The organism is Clostridioides difficile ATCC 9689 = DSM 1296, assembly GCF_001077535.1.
Classification (GTDB): Bacteria; Bacillota; Clostridia; order Peptostreptococcales; family Peptostreptococcaceae; genus Clostridioides; species Clostridioides difficile.
Genome location: NZ_CP011968.1, coordinates 2,353,739 through 2,376,275 on the forward strand (window position 1 = coordinate 2,353,739; position 22,537 = coordinate 2,376,275).

At 27.7% G+C, this 22,537-nt stretch carries 20 protein-coding genes and 1 pseudogene; 2 read left to right on the top strand and 19 right to left on the bottom strand.

All coding sequences use genetic code 11. The features are described from left to right. Positions 1 to 7 precede the first annotated feature (7 nt). The 5 genes from CDIF1296T_RS11395 to CDIF1296T_RS11415 form a co-directional block, all read right to left on the bottom strand. Positions 8 to 967 (bottom strand): VanZ family protein, encoded by a 960-nt coding sequence (locus tag CDIF1296T_RS11395; protein WP_009897306.1) that lies wholly within the window; start codon positions 965 to 967, stop codon positions 8 to 10. Positions 968 to 1,124: 157 nt separating this feature from the next. Then, positions 1,125 to 1,442, bottom strand: coding sequence for a hypothetical protein (locus tag CDIF1296T_RS11400; protein ID WP_003430572.1), 318 nt, complete (start codon positions 1,440 to 1,442; stop codon positions 1,125 to 1,127). A gap of 106 nt (positions 1,443 to 1,548) precedes the next feature. Further along, positions 1,549 to 2,052 (bottom strand): GNAT family N-acetyltransferase, encoded by a 504-nt coding sequence (locus tag CDIF1296T_RS11405; RefSeq protein ID WP_009893498.1) that lies wholly within the window; start codon positions 2,050 to 2,052, stop codon positions 1,549 to 1,551. Positions 2,053 to 2,103: 51 nt separating this feature from the next. Then, complete coding sequence (locus tag CDIF1296T_RS11410; protein ID WP_009897308.1) at positions 2,104 to 3,303, bottom strand: alanyl-tRNA editing protein; 1,200 nt, start codon at positions 3,301 to 3,303, stop codon at positions 2,104 to 2,106. Positions 3,304 to 3,562: 259 nt separating this feature from the next. Further along, positions 3,563 to 3,751 (bottom strand): hypothetical protein, encoded by a 189-nt coding sequence (locus tag CDIF1296T_RS11415; RefSeq protein ID WP_009897310.1) that lies wholly within the window; start codon positions 3,749 to 3,751, stop codon positions 3,563 to 3,565. Positions 3,752 to 4,085: 334 nt separating this feature from the next. On the opposite strand from CDIF1296T_RS11415, the gene CDIF1296T_RS11420 reads away from it, so the two are divergent. Next, positions 4,086 to 5,054, top strand: a complete 969-nt coding sequence (locus tag CDIF1296T_RS11420) for an L-lactate dehydrogenase (protein WP_003433957.1) — start codon at positions 4,086 to 4,088, stop codon at positions 5,052 to 5,054. 116 nt (positions 5,055 to 5,170) lie between these two features. Here the strand turns inward: CDIF1296T_RS11420 and CDIF1296T_RS11425 are convergent, their stop codons facing one another. The 5 genes from CDIF1296T_RS11425 to CDIF1296T_RS11445 all read right to left on the bottom strand — a co-directional run bounded on the left by CDIF1296T_RS11425 (position 5,171) and on the right by CDIF1296T_RS11445 (position 11,184). Continuing rightward, complete coding sequence (locus CDIF1296T_RS11425; RefSeq protein WP_009897312.1) at positions 5,171 to 6,301, bottom strand: XRE family transcriptional regulator; 1,131 nt, start codon at positions 6,299 to 6,301, stop codon at positions 5,171 to 5,173. Positions 6,302 to 6,453: 152 nt separating this feature from the next. Next, positions 6,454 to 7,407, bottom strand: coding sequence for a peptide-methionine (S)-S-oxide reductase MsrA (gene msrA, locus CDIF1296T_RS11430; RefSeq protein ID WP_009897314.1), 954 nt, complete (start codon positions 7,405 to 7,407; stop codon positions 6,454 to 6,456). Positions 7,408 to 7,530: 123 nt separating this feature from the next. Then, on the bottom strand, positions 7,531 to 8,436 hold the full coding sequence (locus CDIF1296T_RS11435) for a patatin-like phospholipase family protein (protein WP_009897316.1): 906 nt from the start codon (positions 8,434 to 8,436) through the stop codon (positions 7,531 to 7,533). A gap of 370 nt (positions 8,437 to 8,806) precedes the next feature. Then, complete coding sequence (gene hcp / locus CDIF1296T_RS11440) at positions 8,807 to 10,399, bottom strand: hydroxylamine reductase (protein WP_003433949.1); 1,593 nt, start codon at positions 10,397 to 10,399, stop codon at positions 8,807 to 8,809. 59 nt (positions 10,400 to 10,458) lie between these two features. Continuing rightward, positions 10,459 to 11,184, bottom strand: a complete 726-nt coding sequence (locus CDIF1296T_RS11445) for an ATP-binding protein (RefSeq protein WP_003433947.1) — start codon at positions 11,182 to 11,184, stop codon at positions 10,459 to 10,461. A 164-nt stretch (positions 11,185 to 11,348) separates the two neighbouring features. On the opposite strand from CDIF1296T_RS11445, the gene CDIF1296T_RS11450 reads away from it, so the two are divergent. After that, the gene (locus tag CDIF1296T_RS11450) at positions 11,349 to 12,053 is read left to right on the top strand and encodes a Crp/Fnr family transcriptional regulator (protein ID WP_022618497.1); all 705 of its coding nucleotides are present in this window, start codon (positions 11,349 to 11,351) and stop codon (positions 12,051 to 12,053) included. 163 nt (positions 12,054 to 12,216) lie between these two features. Here the strand turns inward: CDIF1296T_RS11450 and CDIF1296T_RS11455 are convergent. The 9 genes and pseudogenes from CDIF1296T_RS11455 to CDIF1296T_RS11495 all read right to left on the bottom strand — a co-directional run bounded on the left by CDIF1296T_RS11455 (position 12,217) and on the right by CDIF1296T_RS11495 (position 22,485). Beyond that, a pseudogene (locus CDIF1296T_RS11455) lies at positions 12,217 to 13,488 on the bottom strand (dicarboxylate/amino acid:cation symporter). A gap of 590 nt (positions 13,489 to 14,078) precedes the next feature. Continuing rightward, a complete protein-coding gene (locus CDIF1296T_RS11460) occupies positions 14,079 to 14,828 on the bottom strand; it encodes an amino acid ABC transporter ATP-binding protein (protein WP_003433939.1) in 750 nt (249 codons plus the stop codon). 108 nt (positions 14,829 to 14,936) lie between these two features. Continuing rightward, positions 14,937 to 16,112 (bottom strand): M20 metallopeptidase family protein, encoded by a 1,176-nt coding sequence (locus CDIF1296T_RS11465; RefSeq protein ID WP_009897326.1) that lies wholly within the window; start codon positions 16,110 to 16,112, stop codon positions 14,937 to 14,939. A 132-nt stretch (positions 16,113 to 16,244) separates the two neighbouring features. Continuing rightward, the gene (locus tag CDIF1296T_RS11470; protein ID WP_003433936.1) at positions 16,245 to 17,042 is read right to left on the bottom strand and encodes an amino acid ABC transporter substrate-binding protein; all 798 of its coding nucleotides are present in this window, start codon (positions 17,040 to 17,042) and stop codon (positions 16,245 to 16,247) included. A 59-nt stretch (positions 17,043 to 17,101) separates the two neighbouring features. Then, positions 17,102 to 17,764 carry an amino acid ABC transporter permease gene (locus tag CDIF1296T_RS11475; protein ID WP_003433934.1) on the bottom strand — a complete coding sequence of 221 codons (663 nt, stop codon included), beginning with the start codon at positions 17,762 to 17,764 and terminating at the stop codon, positions 17,102 to 17,104. 235 nt (positions 17,765 to 17,999) lie between these two features. Further along, entirely contained in the window at positions 18,000 to 18,668 is a 669-nt protein-coding gene (locus CDIF1296T_RS11480) for an amino acid ABC transporter permease (protein WP_009897328.1), read from the bottom strand. Further along, positions 18,661 to 19,464, bottom strand: a complete 804-nt coding sequence (locus tag CDIF1296T_RS11485; protein WP_009897329.1) for a transporter substrate-binding domain-containing protein — start codon at positions 19,462 to 19,464, stop codon at positions 18,661 to 18,663. Before CDIF1296T_RS11485 ends, CDIF1296T_RS11480 begins: the two co-directional genes overlap by 8 nt. Positions 19,465 to 19,871: 407 nt before the next feature. Next, positions 19,872 to 20,294: a 4Fe-4S dicluster domain-containing protein gene (locus CDIF1296T_RS11490; RefSeq protein WP_003433927.1), complete on the bottom strand. Its 423-nt coding sequence runs from the start codon at positions 20,292 to 20,294 to the stop codon at positions 19,872 to 19,874. Between the two features lie 13 nt (positions 20,295 to 20,307). Beyond that, complete coding sequence (locus CDIF1296T_RS11495; RefSeq protein ID WP_021370453.1) at positions 20,308 to 22,485, bottom strand: molybdopterin-containing oxidoreductase family protein; 2,178 nt, start codon at positions 22,483 to 22,485, stop codon at positions 20,308 to 20,310. Between the last annotated feature and the right edge of the window lie 52 nt (positions 22,486 to 22,537).

The following is a 22,537-nucleotide window of genomic DNA, read 5'->3' on the forward strand; positions in this document are numbered from 1 at the left end:
TAATATTTTATTCATACAATCCAATTAATAATTTACTAGCCATAATACCATGTTTATCCTTTGGCTGATTTTCTTTATCAATCCAAACATTAATAGTATCATATCTCCTTAATAAATCTAAATTCTTCACATCAAATTCCTCATATTTAACTATATCCATTTTTGATTCTTTGGTAATTATATAAGATACTAATTTTGTATTTTCATTTAAATAAATTCTTATATTTCCATCAGAATCAATTAAATTCTCTGGTCTCTTTACTTTGTTATTAGAACCTGCTTTAATAGTTATTATTCCTTTTTTAAAGCTCTCAAATGTCCCAACTATATCTACTGTATCTTTATTTATATCTTTAATTATTTCCCTATTTTCTTCAATTAATATTTTTGATATTTTTCTATCAGGTCTAAATTTAAAAGTTAGTAAGTTATGATAATTTTTAGAAATAACTCCTAATCCTATAACTCCTAAAACTAAACTAGTACCTATTATAGCCTTAAATCTGTTAATATCATTGGGAAATAATTTATTCATGTTTATGTAAATATTAATTCCAATTATGCCACCTAATGAATTTAAAATAACATCATCTATATCACTACTTCCAAGAGCAAAAATATATTGTGTTAATTCAAATGCTAGGCTAACAAGTATAATTACTATAATTATAGTTTTTTTATTTAGATTTTTACATACTATAGGTAAAAAAATTCCCATAGGAATAAATATACCTATATTTTCTATAATATTTACAGTAGCTTTCATAAAGTCAAGATTACTATCTACTATAAATTGATATATTGTATAAAATGGAATTAAATTTACATTCCTAAACGTTCCCTTGAAAATAGCGTAAATTGGTACATCTCTAAATAAAATTATTCTTATAATCATTAAAATATATACCAAAAATATTATGTATATAATTGACAGTAACAATTTTTCTGACTTTTTACTTTCTATCACTGATAAGTCTCCTTTCGCTATTAATATTTTAAGTATATCAATAAATATTTAAGACGATTTTAAAATTTCCTTAAAATTTCCTTAATTTTCAAACAAAAAATCAAAAAAGCCTACACTTAAATGTGTAGACTTTAATAAATTTTCATACAAATACATTTTATTGAATAACGAACAATCTTAATGTAGAAAAAACTATAACTACAGTTAAAAGAAGTCTAGCATATAAAAAATTTTTTTCTTTCAACATAACTCCTGCAACTCCAAATATAAAAAATAGAGAAGCAATAAATTTTCCAATAAGATTATTATTAGGATAATAACTAAAAAGCATAAAACAAAGTACAAATGTAAGTACTCCTATTGCATTAAACACAATTTTATTAGATGCTATTTTTCCTTTATTAAAAAAGAAACAGAATATTGACACTAAATCTAAAAATAAAAATACATAAAACATTCCTTTTAAAACGCCCATTTTTATACCCCCTAAAAATTCTAATTATAATATCCAGTTTATTTCATATAATCGTCAATATAATCAATACTTTATAACATCAGTATAACAGTATTACAAATTTATATTACGAATGTATTACTTCGTATTCATACATATTATAATCACACTCATACATATTTAAAGACTCATATGTTGCTTTTGCATTTATGTTTTCTTTTTCTACATATAATCTCATTCCAACTATATTTTCATCTTTATCACATATATTTTTTATATAATTAAATAAATAATTAAAGATACCTTTTCTTCTATATTCCTTATCTACATATACACTCTGAATCCAAAGGAAATTTCCATTTCTCCAATCACTCCACTCATATGTATACATAATCTGTGCAACAACTTTATCAAATACTGTATATACATGATATTTTCCTTTTCTCTCATCTAATAACAATGCTTTTACACCTTTAGTTAAAACATCCATATCAAGTTCTTTTCCTTCAGTTTCTTTAGCCAAATTATAATTAAATTTTGCTATTGTATCCAAATCATCCATACGTGCTTCTCTTATCTCTATTAGTTCTTCATTTTCATATAACTCTATGTAGTCCTTTTGTTGCTCCATACTTATTCCTCCATATCTATTTTATCTACTAAGGTTTTTTATATAATATATTTATAGAGTTTTTTCTATCTTCATAAATGCATAATCAAGTGTAGCCTCTAAATTTCCATTATTCTTACCTCCTCCTTGAGCTAATACTTTACTTCCACCACCCTTGCCATCTATAAGATTTATTGCATCCTTTAATAAAACTCCCATATTAATATCTTTTAAATTTTTAGAACATGCAAAAACTAAATTTATTTTATCATTAAATTTAACAGCTAATAATGCAATACTATTTTCATATTCTGCAATTTTATTTGCTATCTTATTTACATATTTCAAATCTTCATCATCATAAATTTTTTTAATGACCGAAATATTGCCAACCTTATTTGCTTTTTCAATCATTTCTTTGACCTGATATGTAGATACTACTTCTTCAAGCCTTCTTTTTTTAATTAAAGCCTCTTCCACTTTACTATTTAGATTTACAATACCATTTATAGCATCTTCCTCACTACAGCTTAAATATCTACATATTTTAGTCAAATATATATCCCTCTTCAATACTTCATCCACTGCCCTTTTACCTGCTAGAAACTCTATTCTTGTACTTGACTTATGTTTTTCCCATTTCTTTATTTTTATCATTCTCAATTCACCAGTTGATTTTGGATGCACTCCACAACATGCATTCGTATCTAAATCACCTATTTTTATTACTCTTATCTCTTCATCAGTATTTGGCAAATCACGTCTTAACCAAATCTTTTTTAGTTCTTTTTTCGTTGGAAGTAATGTCTCTACTTGTATATTTTGACGAATAATTTCATTGGCAAACAACTCTATCTCTCTAATTTTATCCTCTTCTAAATTACCTTCTATATCTACTGTACTATACTCATTTCCCAAATGAAAACCTGTCGTATTTGCATTAAAAGTTTTAAAAAAACATCCAGACAATACATGTTGTCCAAAATGTTGATGCATTCCATCTTCTCTTCTATCCCAATCAATACTACACTTTACCTTATGTATCTTTATAGGTTTTTTATCTAATACATGGTATATTTTTTTTCCATCTTCATACACATTTATTACATCATCATTCTCTATTTTTCCCAGGTCTCCAAACTGACCTCCTCCACCAGGAAAAAAAGCTGTCTTATCTAATAAAACATGATACTTATTTTCTACTTCTTTTATTTCAATTATTTCTGCTGTAAAATCTCTTATATACTGATTTGTATAATATAATTTTTCCATTATAATTCTATCTCCATTTTCTTAATTCTAGATTACTTTACTTTTTAGATACAAATTTCAAACTAAGCTTAATTTAATTGTATTAAAATAGAACTCATCCTATTATTTACTAACATCTTCTACTATATTTTAACATATAGATATTAATGTTAACAAATTTATAATTGTATATTATTCCAATATTTTATAACATGTATATTTACTTATTTTCTTATATAATAAAATGTATATTAAAACATGTTAAATTGCAAAATAAGCTTCAATCTCTTTTACTAATTTCATCCATTATTAATGATTTTGAAATATATATTGCTTCTATAATATTCTTAAAACATGTATGATGAGATGTCTCCTCAGAAAATTTCTTCTGTCCTTTTTCACAATTAATAATACTTGAAGATATTACTCTCAGTGCTTCCACCAATTCTTCTTTTGTATGATAATTCATAACACATTTACTCCTTTATTTTTTAATTTAGAGAAACAGTATACCTCAATTTAATATCATTATAAACTGACATCATTATTATTTATACACATCTTTTATCACTTAAATATTCTAACTATCAGTGACATTACATATTTTAATAATTATTAATATACATATAATACTTTAATATTCACTAATAGAGAGTATATTAACATTGCTTTTTTAAAAATTTTAGTATAAAATCATATTAAATAAATTTTCTGAAATAATAGAATATTAAAATATTCAAAAACAGCTTTTAATAACATCTATAATTTTCAATGTATCGTTATTTTAGGGGGAGTGATTTAAAATGGCAATAAAGCCAAGAAAAATATCTATTGTAGGTTCAGGGCATGTTGGTTCTCATTGTGGATTTAGTTTAATAACTCAAGGAGTTTGTGATGAACTCTTTATGATTGATATAGATGAATCTAAATCAAAAGCTCAAGCTTTAGATTTAGCTGATGCAGTTTCATATCTGCCACATAAAGTACATATAGAAAAAGGAACTTTTTCTGACTGTAAAGATTCTGACATAGTAGTGATAAGTGTTGCAGACTCTTCAGAAGGGCCTTTACGTAGACAAAACACAACTAGATTAGATTTACTAAGACCAACTATTGGAATGATAAAATCTATAGTAAAACCCATAGTTGATTCTGGCTTTGATGGTATATTTGTAGTCATATCTAATCCTGTTGATGTAGTTACAAATTATATTTGGGAAAAATCTGGCTTTCCTAAAAACAAAGTCATTGGAACTGGAACAGCTTTAGATTCAACAAGACTTAGAAGGATTTTATCTGAAGAAACTGGAATCGCTCAACAATCAATTCAAGCTTATTCTATGGGTGAACATGGAGATTCTCAAATGGTTCCTTGGTCTCATGTTTCAATTGGTGGTAAACCAATCTTAGACATGATAAAAGACAACCCAAGTACTTATAGCAATTTAGACTTACCATCAATAGTTGAAAAAAATAAAAAAACAGGAATAAGTATAATAAATGGTAAAGATTGTACAGAATTTGGTATAGGTACTGCTTTAGTAGAAATTGTAAAAGCTATACTACACAATGAGAAAAAAGTTCTTCCAGTTTCTACATTACTAGAAGGTCAATATAACGAAAGAAATGTATTTGCAGGTGTTCCATGTGTTATAGGAAAAGATGGTATTGAAGAAATTATTGAAATCAATATGACTGAATATGAGCAAAACGAATTTAATAAATCTTGTTCTGTTTTAAGGGAATATATTGCACTTTCAAAAACACTTTAGATTCAATATTCTTTCTTACACTAAAAGCAGGTAAATGACTTATTGAAAAGACTTTTAACTAAGTTAATGTTTAAATCATTTGTACCTGCTTTTAATTTTAATACTAAAATATAAACCTATTTTTTACCATCAAATTTTATAACTTTACTTTTTTTATTTACCTCTTGAGATAACAATCCTTTTTTCAATCCCATCAATAATTCTAAGTCTTCTGGATAAAGATTTATTCCAAATTCCTCTAAACTTGATACTATACTATTTACACTCATTATTTTATTTTCTATCAATAATTCAACTGCTCTTTTTAAATACGTTGGGCTTGAACCTTTCATTTTGTCTAGTGGTTCTTCTATCAACCAGCCTTTTTTATCCATTTCATTCATAAGATAATTGTATTTTTTGTAATTTATCTTTTCTAGATTATATGCTCTAAAAATCATAGCAGATATAGGTACAATCCATTTTTTCTTTAGTTCTACATAATAATCTAAATCTTCTGGATGAGTCAAATCTTTTAAAAAACTCTCTTTTGGCAATAAAAATGCACAGGCATACTCATCTTCTGAAAATTGCTTACTTGGTATTCTTAATTCACTTGATATTATATATCCAAGCTCACATGCCAAAGTATAATTTCTAATTGATGCTGACTTTTTGTCATTACCCAGAGATATTAGATATTTAGATTCTTTACTAATTCTCTGTTTTTGAGTAAAGATAGTTGCCCCTTTTCTATCTACATTCATACCTGATATTATAATCCCTTTAGACTCTAACAAACTTACCATATTTACTATTGGAGTACTATTTAAATCCCAAAACTCTCTAGTCTTATATGCAAGAGATTCTATATCATTTATATTAATATCTGACATTACTTTTCTATTTGGCAAGTTTTCTTTTGGAAACTTAATATAATTCTCCATAAATGAATATATTTTATGTATTATAATTATTTTTTCTCTATAAGAAATCTCTTCTACTCTAGGTAGTTTAGATTGAGGGTTAAAGTGGCTATCCTCTACAACGATATTTATATTTTCATTTTTATAAAAATACTCTTTTGGAAAATTTAATATATTAGATAATTTTAATGTATTTTCTATATTTGGTACATACTTATTTTCCTCAAAAGCTTTTAAATCTTTTTTATTTATTTTAGTTTCTTTAGACAACTGTTCTATCGTCTTTGCTCTAAAAATTCTAGCTGATTTTAATCTCTTTCCATTAAAGTCTTTTAAATTCATTTGTTTTCTCTCTTTCAAAATTAAATTCTTAATCTATTGGTATAAATAAGATTACAATTAATAATTTATCATACTATTGACAAAAAAACAAAAGGTGAAAATATTTTTTTATATTTTCACCTTTTAGATAAGTTTATAATAAATATTCCTAATTACTCAAAAAGTTTTAAATATTCTCCATATCCTAAAGCTTCCATATTTTCTCTTGGTATAAATTTAAGAGAAGCAGAATTTATACAATATCTTAAACCTCCAAGTTCTTTTGGACCATCATCAAATACATGACCTAAATGAGAATTTCCTTTAGCACTTCTTACTTCAACTCTGTACATACCTTGTGAGAAATCACTTCTCTCAATGATAGATTTATCTATAACTGGCTTTGAAAAACTTGGCCACCCACATCCAGAATCAAATTTATCTTTTGAAGAAAATAACACTTCTCCACTTACAATATCAACATAAATTCCCTCTTTGTTATTATCATAATATTCATTTTCAAAAGGTACTTCTGTCATATCATTTTGAGTAACTTCAAATTGTATAGGAGTTAAAGTCTTTTTTAACTCTTCCCTATTTATATTGTTTCCATCCCAATGACTTTTTACAAAATTATATCTTCCAGACCCTTTATAATACATATTGTAGTTTAATGGTCTTTTTTTATAATAATCCTGATGATTTTCTTCTGCTTCGTAGAATTTAGTTGCTGGAATTATATCAGTCACTATTTTACTATCAAATATTTTACTATTTTCCAGATGTTCTCTTGACTCTAAAGCTATATTTTTTTGTTCTTCATCATGATAAAATATAGCAGTCTTATATTGAGTTCCCCTATCACCAAATTGTCCACCATCATCTGTAGGATTAATCTGTTTCCAGAAGATATTTAGAAGTTCATCATAACTTATTATATCATCATCATATGTTATTTGAATTGCTTCTAAATGACCAGTAGTTCCTGAACATACCTCTTGATATGTAGGGTTTTCAACATGACCACCTGTATATCCAGAAACTACTTTAATAACTCCATCATACTTATCAAAAGGTTTTACCATACACCAAAAACATCCACCTGCAAAAGTAGCAAGTTTTATCATTTTCATCACTCCTTAAATAAATTATACTTTATTTATTCCCTAAGAAGTAACTTAATAATCTGCATTTTATTATTTTTACCTACTCAATGAAATCATGTGTAAAAATACAATTGCAAATTGAATCTAATTTCTATAAAAGCTCTTTTTCTTTATCCATCCAAAAGCATCTTTTATATCACAATTTTCTCCTAAAGACATTAGATATTCTAATGCATCACAATCATCCATAGCTACATCTTTTTCCATCTTAGGATTTAATCTATAGTAATTATCTCCAAGAAGTTTTTGAGAAAATAACTGACTCATTTGAGAATTTCCTTCTAAGGTAATAGATATAATTGGTAAATCAGGTTCTTTATTAATTATCCAGTCAATAGCTCCCCATTCGGTAGTATCTGCCTTTATACTGTTATATACATATCCAGTCCCTATTGAAAAAAGTCTTGTATTCTTAAGTCTAAATCCACTATCAATGGCATGAATTATACACGCTAAACTCGGGTCAGTTGCTATTATTCCTCCATCAACATGACGATTATATGTTGGAAAAAATACCGGAGCAGCACTACTTGCCATTGCTACATCTACAACTTTGCTAGTCTTTGTAAAAGAATTTGGCATATTGTTATAAAATACTGGTTTCCATGCATTTTCCTCATTTCCTATATAAAAACTTGGTATCATTACTAATTTATTTAAATCTTTTAATTCTAGTTCCTCTGGAAATATACTTAATAAAACTTCTTTTAAGTTTTTGTTTTCATACTTTGGTCTGAGTATTTCTGCATAACTTTTATTAAAAATATACTTTGAATTTTCAATTGAGTAAAGTTCTTTTATCTCTTTAGGGCTTACACCATACGCAAGCCCTAGTGCAATTAGACTCCCTGTAGATGTACCTCCAAACATATTTATATTGTTTAATAGATTTGGATACTCTTTTACTATCCTCTCAAGTATGGATATACTCAATGCCCCTTTTAATCCACCACCATCAAATGCCAATATATTAAAATTAGAATTTTTCATATACATATACCCCCACATAAAACACCTTATATTTTAAATTTTAATCAAAATAATTTCACTATAGTATATATATTTTATGCAAGTTACATATTACAATGTTCCTCTTTTAATATTTAAGTTACATTCAAACCTTTAATACTTAAAATAAAATATATAAGATATTATATATCTAAGTATTATAAATTTAATACAAAAATTCTTAAAAGAATATACTGAAAGCAGGTTTATTTTTCAATTATTACAAAAAATAAATAAAGGGTCATCTCAAAATTGATTTTTTAATCAAATTTTAAGTTTAACCCCTTATCTTAATTGTGGCATACTTAAAAATATTTTAACTATAAATATCTTTAAGTATAGATATATTTATTTATCCTAAAATCTTCTTCATATCTTCTTCAGGAGTAGATATAGGTGTCAATGCAAATTTATCAACCAATATATCTAATACATTCTTAGATAAGAATGCTGGCAAAGAAGGCCCTATATAGATATTTTTGATACCTAAATGAAGTAGTGTAAGAAGTATACAAACAGCTTTCTGCTCATACCATGACAGTACCATGCTAAGAGGCAAATCATTTACTCCACATTCAAAAGCATTTGCCAATGAAACTGCCACTTTAATTGCACTATAAGCATCATTACATTGTCCCATATCCATTAAACGAGGTAAGCCACCTATATCCCCAAGGTCTAAATCATTAAATCTATATTTTCCACATGCAAGTGTCAATATAACAGTGTCTTTAGGAGCTTGTTTTACAAATTCAGTGTAATAATTTCTTCCAGGTTTTGCACCATCACAACCTCCAACCAATAAAAAGTGTCTTATAGCTCCACTCTTTACAGCATCTACTACTTTATCTTGTACAGATGAAACTGTACCTCTTGCAAAACCAGTAGTTAATGTATCTCCTCCATTAATACCAGTCATATGAACATCTTCTCTATATCCTCCAAGTTCAAGAGCTTTTTCTATTACACTAGAAAAATCTTTATCTTCATCAATATGAACCATACCTGGATAAGCAACTACTTCTGTAGTAAATACTCTATCTCTATAACTATCTTTAACAGGCATTAAACAGTTTGTTGTAAATAATATTGGAGCAGGAATATTATCAAATTCTTTTTGCTGGTTTTGCCATGCTGTACCAAAATTACCTTTTAGATGTTTATATTCTTTTAGTTTTGGATATGCATGTGCTGGTAATAACTCACCATGAGTATATATATTTATACCCTTATCTTTCGTTTGTTCTAATAATTTGTGTAAATCATAAAGGTCATGTCCTGTAACTACAATAAATGGCCCTTTCTCGATTTTCATAGATACCTGAGTCGGTTCTGGTGTTCCATAAGTTTCAGTATTTGCTCTATCAAGCAATTCCATACATTTTAAGTTTATTTCTCCAGTTTTCATAACTAGACCTAAAAGTTCGTCAATAGACAAGTCTCCTCCAACTGCTATTAATCCTTCATAGAAAAATTCATTTACGTCTTTGTCTGTATAACCAAGTACCATTGCATGATATGCATAGGCAGCCATACCTCTTAATCCAAATAAGATTAATGATTTTAATGAACGTATGTCCTCATTATCATTCCATAAATCCTTCATATCATAGTTATCATTTCTATTACAAGTTGTTGAACAATCTGAACATCTAGGTACAAGCTTACTTTTTTCTACCTCAGTTTTTTCAATTTGTCTTTTTATAGCTTCATCATCAAAACTTACATTCGTTATAGTAGTGAATAGCCCCTCTATCATAATTTTATCTGTTTCACTTGTTGGTCTATTCTTATTTCCAATAGTTGCTCTTGAAAGACCAATCAACACTCCTGTAAGTTCGTCTTGTAAGTTAGCTGTACCCCCCTTTTTACCACAGACACCATTTATAGTACAACCTTTACCTCCTGCTGTTTGTTCACATTGAAAACAAAACATTTTTTCCATTTTTTATTCCTCCCTTTTTATTTATTAAAATTTATTATATTTTTCTATAATTCACTTAATTAAATTTCTCCATCTACAATTTTTCCATCTACAGATATAGTAACTATTTGCCATGGTATCATTTTTCCACTATTTTGTAGAGCTGTCTTAACAGCATTTACTATACCACCACAGCAAGGAACTTCCATACGTGTTACTACTATATTTTTAATATCATTTTCTTTTAAAATCTCTGTAAGTTTTTCAGCATAGTCAACTTCATCAAGTTTAGGGCATCCGATTAATGTAACCTTATTTTTCATAAATTTATTATGAAAATTTCCATATGCATACGCTGTACAGTCTGCTGCTATTAAAAGACTTGCATTCTTTAAATATGATGCATTAGTTGGTACTAATTTTATTTGTACTGGCCATTGATTAAGTTGAGAACCTTTTATCTCTACTATATCATTGCTTATAGACGTACTATTTGAAACCTCTCTATTTATTGACTTAGACTGAGAACCTGGACATCCACATGCTAAAGTTTTCTTTTGTGCTTTCTTTGCTTCCATATTTGCTTTTACTGCAGCTTCATCATATTCTGCTGCTTCTCTATACTCAAATGAAATCGCATTTGTTGGACAAGTTGGCAGACAATCTCCCAGCCCATCACAATAGTCATCTCTTAAAAGTTTTGCTTTTCCATTTACCATTCCTATAGCTTCTTCATGACAAGCTTCAACACATAGTCCACAACCATTACACTTTTCCTCATCAATTTTAATTATTTTTCTCATCATTTATATCACCTCATAAAATTTTTTTAATTTAAAGTATTGATTTCTTATATATTTATTTTTAATACCTATATTTCTTTATTTCAAATTTCTTGTAGTAGGATTTTTATATCCCCTTGCTTTTATAAACTTAGTATAGTACAATGAAAACAAATTATCGGTTGCATATGCAACAAGGAAGTGATTATTTGAAAAAATTTTTAGAAAAGCATATAGACCTACTTAAAAAAATTCCTCTATTTGAAGGAATTAAAAGTGATGAACTTGAAGAAATGTTGGAATGTTTAGGTGTTGTAGATAAGACTTACCCAAAAGATAGTATAATATTCTCTGTTGGAAGTGAAGTTACTTCTATTGGAATTATGCTTAAAGGAAGTGCTCATATAATAAAGGAAGATATCGAAGGGAATAGGAATATTGTAGCTGAACTCTTGCCTGGAGATTTATTTGGAGAGGTATTCGCATGTACTAGACTACATAAAAGTAATGTTACAGTAACCACAACATCTTCTTGCGAAGTTTTATTTATAAAGTTTAAAAGTGTAACTGGTATTTGTTCATCTGCATGTGTATTTCATAATAGGCTTGTTGAAAATATGCTACAATTAATAGCTGAAAAAAACATTTTACTTCACAATAAAATAGAATTACTTTCTCGTAAAACAACTCGCGAGAAATTGCTTATGTATTTTTCAAAACAGATAGAACAAACAGGTAGCCACCAGTTTACAATTCCCTTTTCAAGAAATGAAATGGCTGATTTTTTATGTGTTGACAGAAGTTCTATGTCAAGAGAGCTTGGCAAGATGCGAGATGAAGGCTTGTTATCTTTTAACAAAAATAAATTTGAAATCTTTTATTTTAAAAAATAAAATAGATATTTAAACATATTTATTTCAATATATACTATATTAGTTGATTCAAATTATAAATATCATATTTGAATCTTAAATTTATATTTTTACTTAAAAAGTTAATAGGTATCTAATTTATTAAAATTAAGATACCTATTAACTTTATTAATTAAGTGTACAATTAGCTTATTTTCTTTGTAGTAATTGCTGTTTTATCTATAAGCCAATCTTTTCCTTCTACTAATCTTGAAACTAACATTGATGATACTGTATTTCCAGTTGTATTTAATATAGTATTAGGAATATCAGTTATAGTAGTTATAACTGTTAACAGTGGAATTGCCTCCACTGGAAAACCGAAGATGCTAACCACGAGCATCTCACCAATAAGTCAGCCACCTGCTACAGGAGCCATAAATACTCCAACAACAAATACAGTTATAAATAATTGACCTATCGTTGCTGGATTTGCCATTCCACTACCTAAAATACCTGATAAAAATGCCACTTTTATTATTACTGCTAAAACTGACCCATCTTTATGTATATTTATTCCAAGAGGTATAACTGTTTCTGATATATCATCAGGAACTCCTATATTTTTACTAGCTTCTAAATTTGATGGTATACATGCTGAACTTGAAGAAGTAGCTAGTGCCGTTGCTATTGGTTTTATAGCATTTCTCCAGAATTGTCTAAACCCTTGTTTTCCTGCAGATAAAAAAGCATACAGACTGTAAAATAATAAGAAATACATGGCTGCTGTTAGTGAATAAATTACAAACACCCTTACATATCCTTGAATTATTTTACTTCCAAGTTCCCCAATTATTGTAGCTGTATAACAGCCTAGCCCTATAGGAGCATAAAGCATGAATATACTTACTACTTTTAATATTGCTTCCGTTCCTTCTGATAAAAGCTTTCTTATTGTATTTCCCCTATCTCCCATCATAGCTATTGCTGTTCCAATTAAAACTGCAAATATAACTGATTGTAGTAAATTACTACTGGAAAATAAATCTCCAAAATTTTTAACTGTAATACTTGATACTACTTGGTCTAATAACGTTCCTTTTGATTCTAAAGTTTCTGCATCTTGAGCCACCATTAAATTTTTTACACTTGATACATCTAATCCTTTAGACGGATTAAATAATAATGCAGATGTAATACCTAAAAATGCAATTACAAGTGTTGTTCCCATAAATACTATAGCTGTACCCTTCATTATTTTTCCAAATCGTTCCATATTTTTTATACTAGCAACACCTGAAGAAACACTAAGAAAAACTAATGGTACTACTATCATTAATAGAGCATTTATGAATAAATCTCCAAATGGTTTTAGTATTGAAGCTTTTGGACCAAGTACTAATCCTACTATCGCCCCTACTATAGTACATGCTAAAAGTATAATTGATGACTTATAATTTTTTAAAAAGTCCCTCATTTATATTTTCCTTTCTAATGCTTTATATTATAAATTACCCCAAATGCTAAAAAAATTAAAGTAAATTATCTAATGCGCATTAATAATTTTTGTAATTTTCCCCAACAGCTACTTTAGCAAATACTGGAATATATGTCAATTTCTATAGTTTTTTTGTATTTTTAACGTTTTATTAATAGTTCATATCTATATATAAATATTAATAAAATTCTGCTTTTAAAACTTTTTTTCTAGATTAATTTTAATAAAACAAACAATATAAAAAAATATATATAATATTACTTAATTATTTTCAAATTTAATACTTTGTACTTTAATATAAAATTTTAGTATATTCATTGTAATTCCTATACTATATAACTCCATAAAGTTGATTTTGTAAACACATATGATACTTTGTCAAATATTATTTTTTTATGTATTTGATATTTTGATATACTTTTAAAAAGAATTTTCAAATAGTTACATTTCTAATTTTAAATTAAATAATAAATCTAATAATAAAAATATACTCCCATTAAATTTATTATCTAACTTATAAATTTAATGGGGGTATCTTACATATCTTCTAATGCTTAATTTATACACTTTTAACTAAATACTTCTTCTTTCCTAATGATATTTAAAAATTTTGCTGTTCTTTCATTTTTAGGATTATTAAATATTTCATCAGGAGTTCCTTCTTCAGCTATTACACCATTATCCATAAATATAATTTTATCAGCAACTTCTTTTGCAAAATTTATTTCGTGAGTTACAATAAGCATCGTTATACCTTCTTTTGCAAGAGATTTTATAACGCTTAAAACTTCTCCAACAAGTTCTGGGTCAAGTGCAGATGTAGGCTCATCAAATAATATTACATTTGGATTTACTGCCATCGCTCTCGCTATACCTATCCTTTGTTGCTGTCCCCCAGACAACTTTGATGGATAAAAATCTTTCCTATCCAACATACCTACTTTATCTATTAATTTTAAAGATATTTCTCTAGCTTCTTTCTTACTCTTTTTATGAACTACTATCAATGCCTCCATTACATTTTCTAATGCTGTTTTATTTTTAAATAAGTTATAATTTTGAAACACCATAGATGTATGTTTTCTTAAATTGGTTATATCTTTTTTTGTTGCTTTTTCTACATCTACTTTTACATCACCAATCATTATCTTTCCTTTTGTAGGCTCAACTAAATAATTTAAACATCTAAGTAACGTAGATTTACCTGTTCCAGATGATCCAAGTATAGCTACTACTTCACTTTGACTTATCTCTAAATTTATACCTTTAAGAACTTCTGTCCCTTTAAAACTTTTATGTAAATTTTCTACTTTTATCATTGTTATCCACCTTTTTAAATAAATATAATAAATAATATGTTCTACATCAAAATTAATATACTAGCATTAAATTTAAAAATAGGCTAAATATATTTTTATGAATGTACTCTATAGTTGACATAAATAATCTACTGTAAGTTGTGAAAATAATGAAGGTGCTATACTAAGACATTTTTCATCTATATTAAACTTGTTACTATGCAATCTGTAATTTATATTTTTTTCTTTATCTCCTACACCTATATACATAAATAAACCAGGTTTTTCTTTCATATAAATAGCAAAATCCTCACCTGTCATTGCAGGAAAATCAATTATTTCAACATTTTCAGCTCCAAGTATTTTGCAAGCACTTTCTCTTCCTATCTCTATCATGTTTTTGTCATTTATAACAGCATCTCCTCCTGTACTCTTTTCAAATTTGCAATCTGCTCCATGTGCTTTACATACATTTTTTACTATATATTCTAGAATTTTACTTACTTCAATTACTTGTTCCTTGCTTATCGCTCTAATAGTCCCTTGAAGTGTACATACATCTGGTATTATATTTTTAGAAACACCAGAATTAAAAGAACAAACAGACACTACTACAGGTACAACTGGGTCAATTTTTCTTGAAACTATCTGTTGAATGGATGAATATACTGCATTTCCAACTGCAATTGGGTCTATACAATTATGAGGCTCTGCTCCATGCCCACCCTTGCCAATTATTGTTATTTCAAAAGTATTAGTCGCTGCCATAGCACAATTTCTAGCGATTCCAATTTTTCCTGACTCAATAGTTGGCCAACAATGACCAGTCGCTAATGCATCCACACCTTCAAGTACATTTTCTTTAATTACAATATCAGAACCACCTTTTTCTTCGCCAGGTTGAAATAGTAATTTTACATTTCCATTCAATTCTTCTTTTATGTCATTTAAAATCATTGCTGTTCCTAACAACCATGAAACATGTGCATCATGCCCACAAGCATGCATATTATCATTTATTGATTTAAATTCTAAATCATTTTCCTCTTTGATTGGAAGAGCATCCATATCCGCTCTGAGTAATATAGTTTTTCCACCATTATTTTTTCCTTTTATAGTAGCTAATACTCCTGTACCAGCAATATTTATGTATTCTATATTAAGTTTATTTAGCTCTTCTTTTATAAGTTTAGATGTTTTATATTCTTTAAATGCTAACTCTGGATTACTGTGTATCTGTCGTCTTATTTTTATAATTTTTTCTCTATTTTTTAGTGCAATGGATTTTATTTTAGTTTCAATCATTTGCAATACCTCCATAACTCATTTTGATTTATAAAGACTAATCTAAATACATTGTAATACACAGATAACTATAGATAAATTTAGTATACTTATCTATAGTTATCACAGTTTTACATTTTAATTTTAAAGTATTTATTTTTGTATATCAGCACTTACATCCATTCCAAACCATTTTTCAGATATTTTTTTCACTGTTCCATCTGCAAGCATTTCTTCTATTGCTTTGTTTACATCTTCTTTTATCGTTTTAGATTTATCATCGTTTTTCTTAAAGAAGTATGCTATATTAGTAGCTGATAATTTTTTATCTAATACTCTTACTTTCATATTAGCTTTTTTAGCGTCTCCCACAATAGTAAGCTCTGCATCAATCCATGCACTAACTCTTCCCAAATCTAAATCTTGAAGACCACTAGTTCCATCACCGTAAACCTTTTCTTGAAACAAATTATCTTTATTAACACTAGTTGCAACCTGTTGACCTTGAGAACCTTCTGAAACTGCTACAACTTTTCCCTTTAAATCTTCAAGCTTATTAATTTCGTTATTTCCATCTTTTACAGCTATACACACAGAATCAGAACCATAAGGTATAGAAGCATCGTATTTTTCTAATCTTTCTTTAGACATTCCAAAGAAGTTGGCTGCCACATCAACTTTACCAGAATCTAACATACCAAATATAGAACTAAAACCTGTTGGTTCCATTTTTATCTTATATCCACTTCTTTTACCAATCTCTTTCCACATGTCAACTTCAAAACCCTTATGCTCACCATTATCAACATAAGAATATGGGTCAGCTGAATTAGATGAAGCTACAGTTATAACTTTTTCATTCTTTACTTCCTCTTTTTTTGAACAACCAGTAATTACAAACGTTAACGATAAAACTGCCACTAAACATTTTATAATATTTCTTTTTATCATATCTCTTCTCCTCACACCATTTTTTATATAAAAATACTTTTATGTATTTTCTTAATAACTTAATAATTGCTTATTTTCTTTTCTAATTTTTTTTGCCCCCAACCTAAAGGAGTTATTATACACCAGTAAATTACCATAACTGCTCCATACACTTCAAAAAACTTAAAACTCAACGCTCCTTGTGATTTGGCAGCACCCATTATATCATTTACTCCAACAACAAAAGCTACAGAAGACCCTTTAATTAAATCTATAAAATTATTGAATAATGATGGCAGTGCAACTCTTACGGCCTGTGGTATCACTATCCTTTTCATTGTTTGTAAATTTGTTAATCCCATTGCATATGCTGCTTCTATCTGACCTGTATCAATTGAAAGTATAGATGCCCTTATCGTTTCAGACATATAAGCTCCCATATTTAAACTAAGTACTATAGATGTTGCAAATACTGGGTCCATATTTTTAACAAAATCACTCATATATGCTAGTCCAAAATATAAAAAGAATAACTGTGGCATAAGAGGTGTACCTCTAAAAATAGATACATATACTTTACATATTTGATTCAATACTTTCACTTTGTAATAAGATGATAACGCTACTATTGTACCTATAATTAATGAAAATACTAATGAACTTATTGCCAAAATCACAGTTACATTGAACGATTTCATTATTGTTGGAAATAATTCTAAAAAATATTTCATATTAAAAGCCATAAAATAAGTCCCCCTAGCTTAATGTTGTTTTTTATAAAACTTTATCGCATATTAAATTACAATAGAATTTTATTTATTTTTTCAATAGAAAAACTATTTTTTAACTTGATTATACAGTCCATTTTGATACTATATTTTCTCAATAATTTAGATTACTAAGTTTATTTTTCTAAAATTAAAAATTTATTTACAAGTAATAATATATCTATATCATCCCATTTTTAAATATTGAAATCTAATATGCTCTTCTTATTCTTTTTTCAACTTTGCTTTGTATATTACTCAATATTATAGATACTGCCCAGTAAATTAATATCGTTATCATATATATCTCAAAATATTTAAAACTTGAAGCAGCCTCTACTTGAGCTACTCCCATTAAATCTTGTATTCCTATAGTTAAACCTAAAGAAGAACCTTTAATTATGTCCAGTGTACAGCTTACAATAGGAGGTACTGCAGATGTAGCTGCTTGAGGTAGAATTATTTTAACCATTGACTGATATTTACTTAACCCAAAAGCATAACATGCTTCCTGTTGTCCTTTATCAACACTCTCAATAGATGCTCGTATAATTTCAGCCATATATGCAGATGAATTTACACCTAAACAAATTACTATTGCTAAATAAGGTGAACAATCTTTCATAAAAGAAAATATCATTGGAAATCCAAAATAAAAGAAAAATATTTGAATTAAAAGTGGTGTTCCTCTAAAGAATGAAACATACACTCTTGTTATGTATTGTAAAACTTTTGATTTTGTCTGTGTGAAAAAGGCAAGTATTACACCTAATAATATTGATAAAAAAAATGCAACAATAGATATTAGTATTGTTATTCCCAATGCTTTAATCAAAAATGGAAATATACTTAGACAAAATTCAAAATTAAAATTACTCATTAATAGGCTCCTTAGTAATGTCTTTTCCTAGCCAGTTTTCAGATATTTTAGTCAAAGTCCCATCTTTATACATCTCTTCAATTACTTCGTTAATTTCTTTTGTCCATTTTTCACCTTTTTCATTTTTTTGAAGCGCAAAAGAACAGGCACCAAATTGAATTGGAGGTTCTATCATTTTAAGATTTAATTTTTGTTCTTTTATAGCTATTAAAGCCTCAACATCCTGCGCAACTACTGCATCTAATCTTCCCATTTCTAGGTCTTGATAATTCCCTTTAAGAGTCGCACTTGAATAATTTACTATTTTTATTTCATCATTTGGGTATTTTTCTTTTAATATTTCATTTGCTACTGCTCCAGTACCCACACCTACTTTCTTGCCAACTAAATCATCTATTGATTTTATACTAGTATCATCTTCTCTAACAATAATGTTTGTTCCACTATAATTATAAGCATCTGAAAAAGCATATTTTTTCTCTCTTTCAGGTGTTGCAGTAAGTTGAGCAGATACAGCATCTGCTTTATCAGCTTCTAATAATCCAAATAATCCACTAAAATCAGTTAATACCCATTCAACTTTACAATTAGTTCGTTTAGCAAATTCATCCCAAAAATCTACTTCAAACCCTTTAAGTTTATCTTTATCTTTAAAAGCAAAAGGGTAATATGTTCCTGATGTTGCAACTCTTATAACTTTTTGTTCTTCTTTATTTTTATTATTTCCTGATGAACATCCTGTAACTAACAGTGCTGATACCAAGGCAAACATAATAATTAATTTAAGTTTTTTCATAATTTATTCTCTCCTTTTTAATCTTATTTTAATTTTTTATATAATACATTTTCAAAGGTTGAATCACTTGTACCATTATAATTGTTTAATAGCTCTGCAATAACAGAACTCCCAAATATTGATATTATAGTAAAGGATTGCCTCTGATTTTATACCTTACTAAATTTGCTTTTATAGCACTATAAACCAATTTTCTAGTTATTATATTATACTTCGACTTTGAACAACATAAGTTTAATATGTTTTACAGTCTTTGTCCAATAGCAAAAAACTATTACTAAGAATCACATTATAGTATCCAACTATATCCATAAAAAAGCTATATTGAGTTTTCATTATAACAAACTCAATACAGCTTTTTGTAAAAATATCTTATACCTAAGTATAAGTCATTCTCTATATTTAATTTATTTATTAAATTTTAATGCTCCTGTAGGACATACCATTACACAAGGTGAATCCATACCACACTTATATCTCTCAATACAACCATTACACTTATTTGCCTTACCATCATTTCCATAAATTAAGGCTCCATATTCACAAGCTTTTTCACAAAGTTTACACCCTATACAGTTTTGATTGTCTAATACAACGAATCCTTCTTCTTTTTTAAAACAATTTTTAGGACATACACCTAAACATTTTGGCTCATTACAATGTATACATGCTAATGAAAAATATTCTATATTTTCACCTTCCTCTATTGTAAATACATGTCTAAAAAGTTCACCATTGTCTATATTATTATCATTTTGGTCTATACATGCAAGCAAACATGCTCCACATGCTGTACATAATTCTTTATTAAATTTAAATAAACTTTTCATTATATCTCTCCATTTATCTATTCATTTTTTCAATCTTACACTTACAACTTCTATACGCAGGGAATCCACTATAAGGGTCAAAATTATCACAAATAATACTATTTATATCAGCTTCTCTATATCCATGATACATATGTATATTCTTATATAAGACTCTATCAGTAACATTGACTTTTACATCCAAACTTCCTATCTTAGTAGTTATTTTTATATAATCTCCACTGATAACACCCAATTCTTTTGCATCTAAGCTAGAAATATCACAACTAGCTTCATTTTTTAATATTCTTGAAAGTTTGATGTCATGAAGTCTTGAATGTAGTGCATTTGAAATTCTTGCTCCTGATGTCAATAAATGAGTATATTCATCATCTATATTATCATTAAATCCTCTATATGTTGGTAGTGCATCCAGCCCAAAATCTTTATATTTTTCAATAATTGTAGATTTTAATTCAAACCTAGAAGTGCTAGTATCATACCCTTCTCTTGTATATGAACCTACTATATATGGCTTAAAATCTTTACATTTTAATGGTAAATCACTTTCTTTAAGTTTATCTACATCTACACATGTATTTTTAAACATATGTCTTACACTTGCTTCATAACCTGCTTTTAATAAATCATCATCTATATTCATAGCATTTGCTAAATCTGAAAGTATTTCTACATCTGATTTTGAATCGTATAATTTATCAATAACTTTTTTGGTATATGTAATATACCCTCCTGGATAACTCTTACATTCTTCTCTCTCAAATGATGTACATGCAGGTAAAAGTATATCTGCATATTTTGATGTATCTGTCATAAATAAATCTATATTCACAAAAAAATCTACACTATTCAACGCTTTAAAAAGTCTCCCTGAATTAGGAAACATTCTAGCATTTATCCCATGACAAAACAAAGCTCTTATTTCATATGGTGTCTTTTCTTCTATTTGCCTAGGTAAATCCATAGCTTGAAATTGAGTCACCATTTCATTCCATAGAGGAAATCTTTCTCCACCAATTCTTTCATTTATATTTTTAGGTAGAACTTCTTTTACAAACTCTTTTTCTAGTGTTTGGAATCCACCTATCTTACCAGCAAAGTAATCTTGTTTTGGTATGTTTCCACCTATTCTATCATAATTACCTGTTATAGCGGATAAAGACATCATTGCTCTATAGTTTTGAAATCCATTTTGATGATGAACTATTGGAGCTGCACTTTCATTTATACAAAATGGACCTTGTGACAACATCTCGACAGCTTTTACTATATTATCTTTAGAAACTCCTGTAATTCTACTTACAGTATCTAAATCAAATAATTTTACATATTCTTTATATTCATTAAATCCATGTACATACTTTTCTATGTATTCTCTATCTATTAAATTCTTTTGTATAAATAGATTCGCCATTCCAAGAGCTAAAGCTCCATCAGTTCCAGGTTTAATTCTTAAATGTAAATCTGCTAGTTTTTGAGTTGTCGGTGTTATTCTAGGGTCTACAATTATAAATTTTAGACCTTTTTCTTTTAATTTTATTAGATTCACACTATTTAAAAATTTAGAGTAGTATGGATTAAATCCCCACCCTAAATAAGTTTTTGCATTCTCCATATCTTGCATTGTAAAGTTTCTTCCAGTAGCAACATTTCCAGCCATCTGTGCTGATGTTGAACATGAACTAGATTCTGTACCATAATTAGGTGAACCAAATGAAGATGCAAACCTTTGTAAAAAAGGTCTATACCACTTTCCATAACCCGTAAAAAAAGCTACATGCTTTGCTCCATACTCAGATTTTACTCTATTTAATTTTTCTGCTATTTCTCTATAAGCTTCATCCCATGATATTGGTTTAAATTTTCCTTCACCTCTTTTTCCAATTCTTTTTAGAGGTGTTTTTATTCTATCTTCTCTATAGATATATTCTCTATTGCAAAGACCTTTGGTACATAACAACCCTTTATTCATTGGATGTTCTTTTGTACCTTCTATTTTTATTACTTTACCATCTTTAACATATGCATCAATTCCACAATGTACTCCTGGAGAACAAATATCACATAAAGTCCTCTTTATTTCTATACCTGTTTCCTTACAGGGTATTTTAGCTTTAAGTTGTCTATAACTATCCATATTAACATTTTCCTTTCCCAATAATAAATACAAATTATTATACTTATTATACATTCTTTTTATTCAAATATCATACTTTATATTTTATATAGTGTAATTTCTAAGA

Coding starts and splice junctions, on each gene's coding strand:
- CDIF1296T_RS11405 (WP_009893498.1), bottom strand. CDS start 2,052: ATGGAGCAACAAAAGGACTACATAGAGTTATATGAAAATGAAGAACTA.
- CDIF1296T_RS11415 (WP_009897310.1), bottom strand. CDS start 3,751: ATGAATTATCATACAAAAGAAGAATTGGTGGAAGCACTGAGAGTAATA.
- CDIF1296T_RS11470 (WP_003433936.1), bottom strand. CDS start 17,042: ATGATAAAAAGAAATATTATAAAATGTTTAGTGGCAGTTTTATCGTTA.
- CDIF1296T_RS11495 (WP_021370453.1), bottom strand. CDS start 22,485: ATGTATAATAAGTATAATAATTTGTATTTATTATTGGGAAAGGAAAAT.
- CDIF1296T_RS11485 (WP_009897329.1), bottom strand. CDS start 19,464: ATGAAAAAACTTAAATTAATTATTATGTTTGCCTTGGTATCAGCACTG.
- CDIF1296T_RS11450 (WP_022618497.1), top strand. CDS start 11,349: ATGCAACAAGGAAGTGATTATTTGAAAAAATTTTTAGAAAAGCATATA.
- CDIF1296T_RS11490 (WP_003433927.1), bottom strand. CDS start 20,294: ATGAAAAGTTTATTTAAATTTAATAAAGAATTATGTACAGCATGTGGA.
- CDIF1296T_RS11400 (WP_003430572.1), bottom strand. CDS start 1,442: ATGGGCGTTTTAAAAGGAATGTTTTATGTATTTTTATTTTTAGATTTA.
- msrA (WP_009897314.1), bottom strand. CDS start 7,407: ATGATAAAACTTGCTACTTTTGCAGGTGGATGTTTTTGGTGTATGGTA.
- CDIF1296T_RS11445 (WP_003433947.1), bottom strand. CDS start 11,184: ATGATGAGAAAAATAATTAAAATTGATGAGGAAAAGTGTAATGGTTGT.
- hcp (WP_003433949.1), bottom strand. CDS start 10,399: ATGGAAAAAATGTTTTGTTTTCAATGTGAACAAACAGCAGGAGGTAAA.
- CDIF1296T_RS11410 (WP_009897308.1), bottom strand. CDS start 3,303: ATGGAAAAATTATATTATACAAATCAGTATATAAGAGATTTTACAGCA.
- CDIF1296T_RS11480 (WP_009897328.1), bottom strand. CDS start 18,668: ATGAGTAATTTTAATTTTGAATTTTGTCTAAGTATATTTCCATTTTTG.
- CDIF1296T_RS11475 (WP_003433934.1), bottom strand. CDS start 17,764: ATGGCTTTTAATATGAAATATTTTTTAGAATTATTTCCAACAATAATG.
- CDIF1296T_RS11465 (WP_009897326.1), bottom strand. CDS start 16,112: ATGATTGAAACTAAAATAAAATCCATTGCACTAAAAAATAGAGAAAAA.
- CDIF1296T_RS11420 (WP_003433957.1), top strand. CDS start 4,086: ATGGCAATAAAGCCAAGAAAAATATCTATTGTAGGTTCAGGGCATGTT.
- CDIF1296T_RS11460 (WP_003433939.1), bottom strand. CDS start 14,828: ATGATAAAAGTAGAAAATTTACATAAAAGTTTTAAAGGGACAGAAGTT.
- CDIF1296T_RS11435 (WP_009897316.1), bottom strand. CDS start 8,436: ATGAAAAATTCTAATTTTAATATATTGGCATTTGATGGTGGTGGATTA.
- CDIF1296T_RS11425 (WP_009897312.1), bottom strand. CDS start 6,301: ATGAATTTAAAAGACTTTAATGGAAAGAGATTAAAATCAGCTAGAATT.